The organism is Microcystis sp. M049S2, from assembly GCF_020245625.1.
Taxonomy (GTDB): Bacteria; Cyanobacteriota; Cyanobacteriia; order Cyanobacteriales; family Microcystaceae; genus Microcystis; species Microcystis ichthyoblabe_A.
This window is the reverse complement of the sequence record NZ_JADBUN010000142.1, coordinates 1-12,229: the sequence shown is the minus strand read 5'-3', so window position 1 is coordinate 12,229 and position 12,229 is coordinate 1. Positions and strand designations below refer to the sequence as shown.

Genomic DNA, 12,229 nt, shown 5'->3' with positions numbered 1-12,229 from the left:
TGAGGTAGTCAATTACCTAATTTTCAGGGAAAAAGTACCTGAATTTTCCCCCCGATCCCCGCAACGGCTGGCACTTTTTGAGGAAAAAAAAGTCTAAAAGTCTTATCCAACAAGGTTTTTAGATTTATTCAGCAGACCCTAGGTAAGTGACAAGCCCGATTAGGTTGAGGTGGACTGTAAACCGAGAGGACTGCAGCCAGCCAGAGATAGCAATTCATACTAAATCTGGTTATTAAAAACTGATTATTTATTCTCTCTTTTGCCTTTTGCCTGTCCTGATATGTAGCCTATACTCAACGGATTTAGTATCACATAGTTGGGCGATGATGTCACCAGCTTGTAACCTGACTTATTGTTCGCTTAATTTTTTAGGGGAAGGGTTTTAAAGTTGCTGTTATAATCATTTCAATTAAGATTGAGAATATCAATCCTGGATTTCATAAGGGTTTTGTCGGTCTAGACTGTATCAGACTTATCTGAAATGACTATACCTTTTATCCTGTATGCTTTTTAGCGAGTAAGGTAAGTAGAACATTGCCGAAATTGTGATCGCCAATTGGCTCGCTCAAACCCCAATCAATTCGTTAACCTCAAAATGGTCTTTTTGTACTAATAAATATTCAAGTAGAATGCTCAATGCTTTTGCTAGAGAGCATTTGAGACAATTTATCAAATTTTTGGTTCGAGAAATGAGCGAACGGTGAGTCGTTCTTCTTTTAATTTCTCTATCTCTTGCTGCTGTGCTTCGATTTGTTTTTGTTGCTCTTCTATCATAGGTTAGTATAACAAATACAGTCTTCACTCAAAGTTAATCCGTTCTCGTTCGACAACTAAGGGCCTTTTTAAAATTCTCATGTGCATTAAGCCAATGTATTCCCCAATAATACCGATAAAAAATAGTTGCACAGAAGCGAGTAAAAATAGTCCGATCATGATTGGTGCGGTTCCTAAAGGAAAATAATCCCAGAACAACAATTTGGCGATTAAATAACCTAACGCCACTAGCAAACTCAAGAGGGACAAAGCAAAGCCTAACATGGTGGCCAGTCTGAGGGGAACTTGGGAGTGACTGGTAATACCCAGCATCGCATCGCTATAGTATCGATAGAAGTTGTAACTACTTATACCCCGTTTTCGCCGTTGTTGTTGATACTCAAAAGAGAAACTTTCAAAACCCAACTCTTCAATGAGTCCCCTAAAATAGGGATAGGGATCGTTAATCTCTCGTAGAACATTGATGACTTTCTGATCGTATAACCCGAAACCTGTAAAATTTCTAGTAATTTTTATATCTGAAAGATTATCCATTAAAGAATAAAAAATTTGTCTAGCAAAATAGAAAAAAGCTCCTTCTCTCACCGGAGTTTTAACCGCTTTAACAACTTTATAGCCTTCTTCCCACTTCTTGACGAATTCTAGGATTAATTCCGGAGGATCTTGAAGATCTGCTACAATAGGAATAACCGCGTCTCCGTAACACTGAAGAATACCATGGTAACTGGAACGAACTGGACCGAAATTTCTAGCATTAACGATGACTTTTATCCTGGGGTCTTTTTGAGCAATTTTTTTTAATTCATCTACAGTTTTATCTTGGGAAGCGTTATCGATAAAAAGATGTTCATACTCATAGTTAGGTAACTGATTAAAGACTTCTTTAACTCGCAGGTAAAGGTCTTCAATATTTCCTTCTTCATTATAACAAGGGGTCATTACAGTAATTTTTTTCATTGTGATCTTTCCCTAAAAACAAATAATTTCATTAAAACAAAAGAGATGATAGCCATGGGAAGAACCAAGATAGCACCAGCGATTAACATTTTAGTTTTTTGCTCGATGCCAATATCAATAGCATCAACAATTCTCAGGGCCTCCACATTCAAGAGAAAAGTCACCACATAAACTAAGACAAAACGAAACATCAATTTGTTGTTTTTGCTGCCAAAAACCAGTCTTCCTGTGGTTTGAAAGTTAAATAAAACCCCCAGAATAGTAGCCAGCAAGACAGCATATTTATAATTTAGTCCTATCAGTATAAGACTACCATATAAAAAATAACCAAACAGGGTATTTAGTGCGCCAACCAGCAAAAAACGGGCAAATTTATGTTTTTTAATCAGGTTAACCAATTTAGCCTTTTTGAGAATATACATTAGTTACAAGTGAATCGTCCATCGATAATAAGATTCTGTCTGGTGAGGGAAGTATTTTCTAATCATTAATTCTCCACCGGTGGAATTAATAAATTGCTCAAGAGTTCTTCCCTATCTAAGAAAGGAGCCATATCCTCTAGGGGGGATGAAACCATTTTGCCATCAGGTAGTTGTCTTGAACTCAATTTAGGCTCAAATAACTGTTGAGTATCTAACATGATTTCACACACCACTGGACCGGGTTGCTCAAGTACCTCGATCAGTTGAGACTGAAAATCAGGAGAATTAATTCTTGTCGCAGCAATGCCATAAGCTTCAGCAACTTTAACAATATCAGGAAAGGACACGCCACTCTGAGAGCTTTCCCCAACTAGCTTGCCAAAAAAGTTAATCTGTGTTGCTCTAATCGATAGATAACCACCATTATTAAGAACAAAAATTTTGATGGGAAGTTGATGGTGGACGACGGTTTGGAGTTCTTGGATATTCATCTGAAGACTACCATCTCCAGCAAAACAGATAACCCGTTTGCCTTGTTGAGCGATGGCTGCCCCCACGGCAGCCGGCAAATCGTACCCCATTGAGGCACTGCCAGAGTTAGAAAACAATTTTTGTCCTTTTTGGATAATTGCTGACTGAAAAGTAACAACACAGGCCATCCCATCACCACAGACAATCACATCATCCTTATCTAAACACTTAAATAAGGTGTTCATCAAATGATAGGGATTAATGGCATTTTCTTGGGACTGATGTTTTTGGGGTAAAAAGATCGGATAACGTTTAACCCTTTCTTGGCACCAAGCCAACCAATCAGAATGACTTTCGGCGTCGAAATTATCTTCATCCAATTGGCGGTTTAATTCTTCCAGAAAAACTTTCACATCACAATGAATTGGCAGGTCAGGTTTAACTGTCGGTTTGTCTAATTCTGCTTGATCAGCATCCACTTGAATCTTAAAGGCACAGCGAGCAAAAGACTGCCAATTGTAACTGACTTGACGAATATTTAGACGGCTCCCAAGAATCAGTACAGTTTCTGCATTTTGAACGGTAAAATTGCCAGGGCGATCACCAATTGTACCAGGACGACCACAATACAAAGGATTATCAGAGGCGATTATATCATGAGTCCAAGCCGTAGTAACTGGGATTCCCAACCTTTGGATAACTTTCTCAAAAATTTCAACAGCACCGCCAATTCGCACACCGCTGCCTGCCATAATCACAGGTCTGGGACAGTTTTTCAGCCGACTAATTACCTCACGGCATTGTTGTTGAATTAACGGTAAATCCCATAGTTCTCCATCCTCTGAGGGATCGTAACCTTGTAATTGACTTTCATCAATTCTACTGGATTGTACGTCAATGGGAACATCAATCCAGCAAGGGCCCGGACGACCCGAAACAGCTAAATGTAGAGCTTTTTCTAAATGGAATCGAATCGATTGGGGATCATTAATCAGAACAGCATACTTCGTAATTCCTTTAACCATGCTAACAATATCCGCTTCCTGATCCCCCAGTTGTCTCAACTGAGGAAGGTTGTAGGTTGCTAGGCAGGTTTCTCGCTTCACCTGTCCCGATACTATCAGCATAGGAATAGAATCTGTCCAAGCACCAAAAACTCCATTTAAGGCATTAATACCCCCTGGTCCAGTGGTGACATTAATACACCCGATCTTGCCAGTAACTCTAGCATAAGCTTCTGCCGCCATGGCACAGGCTTGTTCATGGTGACAACAAATATAACTCAAGCCTTGGCAGCGCCCGATGGCATCGTTGAGGTGCATGGCACCGCCACCTGTCACTAAGAAAATATGATGAACGCCGTGATTGACAAGGGTTTGGGCGATATAATCGGCAACTCTAATCATTGTTTTGATGCCATAAATCCAGTTGATTATGATTATTATGAATCTATTGAGTCTATTTAGCAATTTTATAGATTATCCTTGACAAGGATAGTAATCTGGTGTACCCTGAGCAACAATCCCGTTTAAACTGCCCGACGAAAAAACACTAGAATCTTTTTACCCTGTTACACTGAGTAATTGGGCGAGACTAGCTTTATTTCCCTAAGATGGTAACTTATGTCTTCTTCTTTATTACTCGAATTAGAAAATTTACTTAAAAAACCAATTGCTTCTATAAAAGATTATGAAAGTTCTCTTTTCGAGCAATTGCTCGAAAAATCTCAAGGACAGATTGTGTTGTTTGGTGCTGGCAACTTAGGCAAAAAGTGTCTTGCTGGTTTGCGGAGTGTTGGCATAGAACCAGTGGCTTTTGCTGATAATAATGCGGCTATCTGGAATACAAAGGTTGAAGGAGTTGAGGTTCTTTCTCCTGAAACTGTGATGAAAAAATATGGCGATAATGTCTTATTCCTAGTGGCTATTTGGAGTATAGGAAGAGACCGCAGTTTTATCACAATTAGAAATCAATTACAAAAAATAGGTTTTCTCAATGTCGCTTCTTTTATCGCTCTTTTCTGGCGATATAATCAGTTTTTTTTACCTTACTATTTCATCGATTTGCCTCACAAAATTTATGAACAAGCCGAGGATGTCATCGCCGCTTTTATGATTCTACAAGATGACTACTCAAAAGAACAATATCTTAATCAACTAAAATCTAGAATATTATTAGATTTTGACTGCTTGTCAGCTTACAAAGAGATCACTTATTTCCCTGGTTTTTTGTTATCTGTAATCAACCAAGAAGTGTTTATTGATTGTGGTGCTTTTGATGGGGATACCGTTCAATCTTTAGCGGCTATCAATGCGGGTGCTATAGGAAAAGTAATTTGTTTTGAACCCGATCCTCAGAATGTTGAAAAGCTCCAGCATTCTCTATCTAATTTAGATAGCACAATTCGAGATAGAATAATTATTTATCAAAATGCAGTAGGCAAGCAACGAGAAAAGCTAAGATTTTCAGCAACAGGTTCGGGTGCATCTGCAATTTCCAGCAAAGGAACTTTAGAAATAGAAGCAATTTCTCTTGATGAAGTTCTAGCTAATGAAGCACCAACCTTTATTAAAATGGATATTGAGGGGGCGGAAATAGATGCAATTATGGGAGCAAGAGAGATTATCAAGAATCATTCCCCAATTTTGGCAATTTCAGTTTATCACCAACAGGATCATTTATGGCGAATTCCCTTATTAATCAAGAGTATGTGCCAAGATTATTCTTTCTTTCTTGAACCCCATCTGCACGATGGTCAAGATGTCATTTTTTATGCTATTCCTAATTCTCGCTTTACCCAACCTTAACCAATACATTAGATACTTAACAGCCTATGACTTCCGACTTATTAGTTGATCTTAAAAACCTTCTAGCAAAGCCGATTGATGCCGTCATCAATTATGAAACCTCTGTTTTTGGCGGGTTGTTAGAAAAATCTCAAGGACAAGTTGTTTTATTTGGCTCTGGCAACTTAGGAAGAAAGTGTCTTAAAGGTTTACGGAAGATTGGCATAGAACCAGTGGCTTTTGCTGATAATAATGCGGCTATCTGGAATACAAAACTTGAGGGAGTTGAGGTTCTTTCCCCTGAAATTGCTGCTCTTAATTATGGTCAAAATGCTTTATTCCTTATTACCGTCTTTAATCGAGAGAATAGCCTGAATTTGATTCAGGAGCAATTACATCAATTAGGGTGTCAAAATGTTGCCCTGTGTGCCGTCTTTTTTTGGTGCCATCCACAAGAATTTTTGCCTCATTTTTATCTTGACTTACCTCACAAAATTTATGAACAAGCGGGGGATGTTATCGCAGCTTTTGATCTTTGGCAAGATACAGAATCTAAGCGGGAATATTTGAAGCAGATTAAGTGGCGAATTTTGCTAGAGTCTGATGGTTTATTTTCGTCTCAGGAAATACAATATTTCCCGAGTTTCCTAAGGCCTCTTTTAAAAAAAGAAGTTTTTGTAGATTGTGGCACTTTTGATGGTGATACGCTGAAGACATTTATTGATCTTCAGGGAGATTCAATTGAGAAAATAATTTGTTTTGAACCCGATCCAATTAATGTAAAAAACTTAAAAGCATATCTTTCTAATTTAGATCATCAGCTTCAAGACAAGGTGATAATTTACCAAAATGCTACAGGTAAAGAACGAGAAAAACTGAGATTTTTAGCGGCCGGTTCAGAAGGATCGGCAATTTCCAGTCAAGGAAACTTAGAAGTAGATGTAGTTCCCCTTGATGAAACTATTGCTGATGAAGCACCAACATTTATCAAGATGGATATTGAAGGTGCAGAAATAGATACTATTCTGGGAGCAAGTAACATAATCGAGAAATATACTCCTATCTTGGCTATTTCAACTTATCATTTACAGGATCATTTATGGAGACTTCCCTTATTGGTAAATAGTATATGCAGTGATTACTCTTATTTTCTTATACCTCATGGTGAGAATGGTCTAGAGTCAGTTTTTTATGCTATTCCCAATTCTCGCTTTACCAGCGAAGCCTAATTGCCGTTAATTTGAGGAGAAACTCAATTCAATGTCGTCTAACTCTGTAGAGATGCCTGATCCCGTTTCTGAAATGCTCATCCCCACCCTAAACTTGATGGGGTTTATGACTGCTTGGATAGATCCTTATACCGAAGCTTTTGTCAAGTTTGCTCCCTTGGCTCCCAAAGCTTGTCTTGATATCGGAGCAGCTTACGGGATCGCAAGTTTAGCGGCTTTAGCAACAGGCGCGGAAGTGATTGCCTGTGATCCAGATCGGCGGCATCTAGAAATTTGTCTTCAAAAAACACCTTCTCACCAAAAAAATCGTCTTAGATTGTTACAAGGCTCTTTACCCGATCAGATTAATCTGGAGGAGGAAAGTTTGGGAGCCATCCTCTGCTCAAGAGTCCTACACTTTTTAACTGGGACGGAAATTGAGCAATCAGTCCGTAATATGTCTCGTTGGCTTTGTTCTGGGGGTCGAGTTTATTTGATTGCCGATACTCCCTATAATAGATTTTTAAAATCATTTTTACCTATCTATGAAGAAAGAAAGCATCGGGGCGAGCTTTGGCCGGGACAAATTGATAACTTTCCCCAATTTATGCCCGCAGAACTGGCTCCTAATTTGCCCAACTTTTTTCATACTCTAGATCCAGATATATTAGCGCGTGTCTGTACCCAGATGGGTCTTATAGTTGAGAGAAAAGGGTTCATTTCCCGTATCGATTACTTACCTGATGCTCAAGATGATGGTCGGGAGGGAATTGGGATTATTGCCTATAAACCTTAAAACTGATATGAAAATCCAAAACATATTTTTTGATCTAGATGGTACACTCATTAATTCGTCGAGGGGAATTAAATATTCTCTAACAAAGGCGTTGTCATCTGTACTTCCAGACTTTGCTCTAGATCGGATTTCTACAAGCTTAATTGGCCCCCCTGTGGCCGAAATGTTCAAGCAGATGATCGGCAATGCTGATCCAGATCTGATTGATGATTTAACCCGGGAGTTTCGCAAAAGCTACGATAGTGAAGGTTGGGAAAAAACGGATATCTATGAAGGGGTTGTAGAAACTCTTTGCCAATTGGCCGACTTGAATATTACAATGTTTATTGTTACTAACAAGCCTAGCCACCCAACCTTTAAGATTTTAGATCATCTCCAGATGCTGCATTTTTTTGCCGATGTTATATCTCCAGATACGAGAACTCATCCCTATTCCTCTAAATCGGCAATTTGTCAACATATCTTGACAAAGTATCAAATCAATCAACAATCTGCTATCTTGGTTGGAGATTCTCGTGATGATGCTCAGGCAGCCAAATCCTGTGGACTTAGTTTCATTGCTGCTACCTATGGCTATGGAAAAGTACACGAATCTGAAACTTCCGAGCAGTTATGTAAAATTTATAGTTTTCCCGAATTGATAGGTCTAATCAAGCATTAGCTTTTCATGCAAGGGAATAATAGAGTCTAATTTTAAGGAGGATTATCCAATGTCTATTAACCGCGATATTTTTGACGAACTCTTTGTTTTAGAACTTGCTAATAATCATTGGGGGAGTTTAGAGAGAGGATTAAAAATCATCACTGACTTCTCTAGAATTGTTAGGTTTAATAATGTCAGAGCATCGATCAAGCTTCAATTCAGAGATGTGGACAATTTCATTCATCGAGATTTTCGGGACAGGACTGATATTCGCTATATCAAAAAAACTCTCGATACAAAAATGACAGAAGATGATTACGCAACTCTAGTGAAAGCAGTACGTCAAGGTGGATGTATTCCGATGGCGACTCCTTTTGATGAAAAGTCTGTTAATCTTTGTGTTGAACTGGGCATCCCCATCATTAAAATCGCTAGTTCAGATCTCAACGACTGGTTTTTAATTGAGAAAATCGCCGAAACTCGCAAACCGGTAATTGTGTCAACGGGAGGTTCTTCCCTCAAGGATATAGATGATTTAGTCATCTTCTTTGAAAATCGTAATGTTCCTTTGGCTATTAACCATTGTGTTTCTCTCTACCCCTCCGAAGATTCTGAGCTAGAGATGAATCAAATTGATTATTTAAAAAATCGCTACCCCAATCATGTCATTGGTTTTTCAACCCATGAATATACTGATTGGACATCCTCAATGCTGATAGCCTACGCTAAGGGGGCGAGAACTTTTGAAAGGCATATCGATATTGAGATGGATGGAGTCCCTGTCTCTCCTTATTGTTCCTTACCCGAACAAGTCGATATTTGGTTTAAAGCTTTTCAAAAAGCTAAGGAAATGTGTGGCGCGCCGGGTACTCAAAAAAGAATGCCCCCTGAAAGAGAAATTAAGTATCTTGATGCGCTGGTTCGAGGGGTTTATGCTAAAAGAGATTTGCCAGAAGGTTACATTCTCAACCATGACCGCCTCAATGAAGATTTATATTTAGCGGTTCCCCTCCAGAAAGGACAGATTTCTTGCCGGGAGTTAATGTCAGGAGAAATATTAACTAGAGCTTGCAACAAGGATGAACCCATTATGATCGACTCCATTGATAGCCCTTATTCAACTAACGATAGTCTCAGAAAGATTATCTATCAACGGGGTCTTTAATTTTGAGAAAAAGGTGAACTAATTGTTAAGTTCGCCTTTGCTCATCTCAATAAAATAACTGGGTTAGGCAGCTGCATTTTTTGGATAGCATTGTAAATAGCTTCTTGAGATAAAATTGAGGTTACAATAATCGGCTGTCTCATCTCGCTCAATTGAATTTGATGGGGTGATAGCACCGTAATCCCTGAAATAACACTACCTTGATTAATGGGATTTCCATCAACAAAAGCAACTATATTGGCTTTTGCCAGTGAAGTTTCGGCCAGTAGTTTCATGGCTAATTGTCCCGTTCCCCAAACAATCACATCGGCAGCATCCTCTAACACTGACTGTAATTTAAGATCAATATCAGTCATAGTTTTTTTGGAGCTTTCAATATAAAGCAGTATTCTTTCTTTGAGCATTTTATCAGGATAAATTACCAATTCCGATGAATTAGACTCTTGCTTCTGCCAAAAGCTATAAATGGCTGGATAAGACATCCCTGGAGAAACCTCAAAGACTTTTTCGCCGATTAATTTATTGGTCAATCCAAATTGAATTAATAAATTTGATAAATGGGGATGATAAAAATGATTAATATGTTCAGTATTAAAATCTTGAAAAGGTGCAAAAACATGATCAACATATCCCGAAGCATTGGGAACTTCTACATATAGATATCCCCCGACTTTGATTAATTGTTCTATTAATTTTACAGAAAATTTCAGATCCTGTATATGCTCTAACACATGAGAAAGAATGACAAGATCAAAATCTCCTAAATCTTGAGGAGGCGTAAAAATAGAACCAGCATAAGCTTCTATTCCGTAAAGCTGTTTTGTATTCTCAACACAAGCAGGAGATGGATCTAAACCACATAAATTGTTATATCCTAGTTTTTTAAGATAGCCTAATAAACCACCATTGGCACAGCCAATATCTAAAATGCGAACGCTCTTATCTGGTAAAAATTCAGCAATACATTCAGCCGTTTTTTGAAGTCGTGCGGCATCATAGGGAGACTCCCCTCCTCCCGTAGCGGTTTTTTTGTCCTCGTATTTGGATAATTTGGCGTAAAAAACATCATAATCTTTCTGACTTACTGTTGTATCAGCATAGACGAAACCACAGCGATCACAACATAGTATATCATATCCATTTGAGAGGGGATGACCTTCAGGTAAAACAAAATTTTGTGTGTGAAGAATCTCCCCATTTTCTTCTTGACAAATTGGACAATTCCGCAGTGATTTTTTCTGATTCATGGTGTAAATCCTAAAATTTCGATGAATTATAACTAGCCGTTCGGATAATTGATTCCCTTAAGGAAATTAGGGGTTTGAGTTGTAACTCAGAAAACGCTCGTTTTACTGAAGGAACGTAACGTTCAGCAGGTTTACCGGGGATAGGTTCTTTAGCTATAATTAACTCGACTTTTGATGCAAATGTACTGGCAACAACTTTTGCTAATTCAGCGATAGTTAAATCCTCATCTGAACCGACATTGTAAGGGTAGCATGATTTTCCCTTAAACAAAATTGTCCACAGCCAAATCGCCAAATCCGCCGCGTAGAGGTAAGAACGATAAGGAGTACCATCCCCCTGGATGAGAATTGGCCCCCCCGTCATACCATCTCGAATGAAATTACCAATAGCAAAATGGACATCCAAGGGCAAATAGGGACCGACAAAGGCAAAGCAACGAGCAATTTTAGTTTCTAATCCCTGTTGTTTAGCATAAAGAGTACAGAGCATTTCTGCTGCCCGTTTTCCTTCTGCATAAGCATAACCCGGATTAGTTAAATCAGGAGAGCCTAAATAGTCTTCAGAAATATGGGTTATTTCTGGGGGTTGTTTGCCATAAACGGCACCGGAACTGGTTAATAAGAACTTTTTAGCCTGACAAAATTTAGCAAATTCTAAAGTATGCCTTGTTCCCTCAATAATCGTATCAAACATTAGCAAGGGATCTTCTTGATTGAGCTTGGCACTCGCTTCAGTGGCACCATGAATGATATAAGAAAACTCCCCTTCAGGAAACTCAAATGACCTAACATCACCGCTATGGAATTGAATAGCGGGATGATTGGCTAAATGAGGAGCTTTTTGCCTGAAACTATCAGGATTTCTGGTTAAAACCACTGCCGATGCTTTTAAGTCTAGCTGATCATTAGCCCAAATAAAACTCTCTAAAAGCCAGCAGCCAAAAAAGCCTGTACCTCCGGTAATAAATATCCGCCGTCCACGCAATTCTTCCCACAGGTCTTTAGTGTGGGCAAGAATGTGATTTAAGTCATTTGTTAGGTTAGGTTGCATCTTCAGCCCCGAATCATTACCAAGATTCTTTCCATGATTTTATCAGCATTTGACAAGTCTCCTACAAGGTTTCTGGTTCAACGCCTAATTCTCTTAATTTTTCAGCTAATTTTTGCCGTAACATTCGCTCCTGTTCGAGTTGATATTCAGTTTGTGCGACTCGTTCACTCCCCCATAATAACAGATTGCCCGACTTATCCCACCAACGTAACCAATAGGCTGTCACTTCCGCTTTTTTTCCCTGCCAGACTCCAAAAAATAAGTTAATCTCTGCTATCCAATAACGATTGTTTTCATTAGGTTTTTGTTGTTCATATCTTCCTTGATTCAATCGATAAATTTCTAATTTTCCGGTTTTTGGCTGAAATATTCCATAGACAGGTACTTGTAAGATTTGCTCGTAAAAATACCATTTTCCATAGGGATAGTGAGGGTTGATGGAATATTCACCCCCTTCGGTTTCCGAGATAAACTCTAGGACGATGGTAGGAATTTCTCCTTCAAGATGGGGAGTATAACCGCGCCGAATTTCTCCACTAGCAATCGGTTTTACTGAGGGAATATAAACCCAATCAGGTGCTTTGACAACAGTTTGAGTTTTAACGGTAGCACACAAGCCAAAATTAGAGGCAATTAGCATCGATTCTAGAATTAGTCCTGCTAATTCTAGGGATTCCCGTAAAGCTGCTGCTAATAGGGGTTGCAAGTT

General features: G+C 38.8%; 11 protein-coding genes. 5 read left to right on the top strand and 6 right to left on the bottom strand.

Features of this window, described 5'->3' with window-relative positions:
* Positions 1 to 798: 798 nt before the first annotated feature.
* The 3 genes from IM496_RS12265 to IM496_RS12255 form a co-directional block, all read right to left on the bottom strand.
* Positions 799 to 1,731 carry a glycosyltransferase family 2 protein gene (locus IM496_RS12265; protein ID WP_287662055.1) on the bottom strand — a complete coding sequence of 311 codons (933 nt, stop codon included), beginning with the start codon at positions 1,729 to 1,731 and terminating at the stop codon, positions 799 to 801.
* Positions 1,728 to 2,153 (bottom strand): GtrA family protein, encoded by a 426-nt coding sequence (locus tag IM496_RS12260; protein ID WP_287662054.1) that lies wholly within the window; start codon positions 2,151 to 2,153, stop codon positions 1,728 to 1,730. Before IM496_RS12260 ends, IM496_RS12265 begins: the two co-directional genes overlap by 4 nt.
* 65 nt (positions 2,154 to 2,218) lie before the next feature.
* Positions 2,219 to 4,030, bottom strand: coding sequence for a thiamine pyrophosphate-binding protein (locus IM496_RS12255; protein ID WP_287662053.1), 1,812 nt, complete (start codon positions 4,028 to 4,030; stop codon positions 2,219 to 2,221).
* Positions 4,031 to 4,246: 216 nt separating this feature from the next.
* Between IM496_RS12255 and IM496_RS12250 the strand changes: the two genes are divergently transcribed.
* The 5 genes from IM496_RS12250 to IM496_RS12230 are packed head-to-tail and all read left to right on the top strand — an operon-like array spanning position 4,247 to position 9,222.
* On the top strand, positions 4,247 to 5,431 hold the full coding sequence (locus IM496_RS12250; RefSeq protein WP_287662052.1) for an FkbM family methyltransferase: 1,185 nt from the start codon (positions 4,247 to 4,249) through the stop codon (positions 5,429 to 5,431).
* A 26-nt stretch (positions 5,432 to 5,457) separates the two neighbouring features.
* The gene (locus IM496_RS12245) at positions 5,458 to 6,639 is read left to right on the top strand and encodes an FkbM family methyltransferase (RefSeq protein ID WP_149989816.1); all 1,182 of its coding nucleotides are present in this window, start codon (positions 5,458 to 5,460) and stop codon (positions 6,637 to 6,639) included.
* A gap of 31 nt (positions 6,640 to 6,670) precedes the next feature.
* Positions 6,671 to 7,414, top strand: coding sequence for a class I SAM-dependent methyltransferase (locus IM496_RS12240; protein ID WP_287662051.1), 744 nt, complete (start codon positions 6,671 to 6,673; stop codon positions 7,412 to 7,414).
* Between the two features lie 7 nt (positions 7,415 to 7,421).
* A complete protein-coding gene (locus IM496_RS12235; protein ID WP_287662050.1) occupies positions 7,422 to 8,075 on the top strand; it encodes an HAD family hydrolase in 654 nt (217 codons plus the stop codon).
* Between the two features lie 49 nt (positions 8,076 to 8,124).
* Positions 8,125 to 9,222: an N-acetylneuraminate synthase family protein gene (locus IM496_RS12230; RefSeq protein WP_185240370.1), complete on the top strand. Its 1,098-nt coding sequence runs from the start codon at positions 8,125 to 8,127 to the stop codon at positions 9,220 to 9,222.
* A gap of 41 nt (positions 9,223 to 9,263) precedes the next feature.
* On the opposite strand, the gene IM496_RS12225 is transcribed toward IM496_RS12230, so the two are convergent.
* The 3 genes from IM496_RS12225 to IM496_RS12215 form a co-directional block, all read right to left on the bottom strand.
* Entirely contained in the window at positions 9,264 to 10,469 is a 1,206-nt protein-coding gene (locus IM496_RS12225) for a class I SAM-dependent methyltransferase (RefSeq protein WP_287662049.1), read from the bottom strand.
* A 10-nt stretch (positions 10,470 to 10,479) separates the two neighbouring features.
* Positions 10,480 to 11,520, bottom strand: a complete 1,041-nt coding sequence (locus IM496_RS12220; RefSeq protein ID WP_287662048.1) for an NAD-dependent epimerase/dehydratase family protein — start codon at positions 11,518 to 11,520, stop codon at positions 10,480 to 10,482.
* A gap of 61 nt (positions 11,521 to 11,581) precedes the next feature.
* A partial coding sequence (locus tag IM496_RS12215) for a Uma2 family endonuclease (RefSeq protein WP_287662047.1) occupies positions 11,582 to 12,229 on the bottom strand: 648 nt, incomplete at its 5' end.

What these genes read in the sequence shown, in the direction of transcription:
- IM496_RS12240 (WP_287662051.1), top strand. Translation starts at nt 6,671, where the DNA reads ATGTCGTCTAACTCTGTAGAGATGCCTGATCCCGTTTCTGAAATGCTC.
- IM496_RS12250 (WP_287662052.1), top strand. Translation starts at nt 4,247, where the DNA reads ATGTCTTCTTCTTTATTACTCGAATTAGAAAATTTACTTAAAAAACCA.
- IM496_RS12265 (WP_287662055.1), bottom strand. Translation starts at nt 1,731, where the DNA reads ATGAAAAAAATTACTGTAATGACCCCTTGTTATAATGAAGAAGGAAAT.
- IM496_RS12225 (WP_287662049.1), bottom strand. Translation starts at nt 10,469, where the DNA reads ATGAATCAGAAAAAATCACTGCGGAATTGTCCAATTTGTCAAGAAGAA.
- IM496_RS12235 (WP_287662050.1), top strand. Translation starts at nt 7,422, where the DNA reads ATGAAAATCCAAAACATATTTTTTGATCTAGATGGTACACTCATTAAT.
- IM496_RS12230 (WP_185240370.1), top strand. Translation starts at nt 8,125, where the DNA reads ATGTCTATTAACCGCGATATTTTTGACGAACTCTTTGTTTTAGAACTT.
- IM496_RS12255 (WP_287662053.1), bottom strand. Translation starts at nt 4,030, where the DNA reads ATGATTAGAGTTGCCGATTATATCGCCCAAACCCTTGTCAATCACGGC.
- IM496_RS12260 (WP_287662054.1), bottom strand. Translation starts at nt 2,153, where the DNA reads ATGTATATTCTCAAAAAGGCTAAATTGGTTAACCTGATTAAAAAACAT.
- IM496_RS12245 (WP_149989816.1), top strand. Translation starts at nt 5,458, where the DNA reads ATGACTTCCGACTTATTAGTTGATCTTAAAAACCTTCTAGCAAAGCCG.
- IM496_RS12220 (WP_287662048.1), bottom strand. Translation starts at nt 11,520, where the DNA reads ATGCAACCTAACCTAACAAATGACTTAAATCACATTCTTGCCCACACT.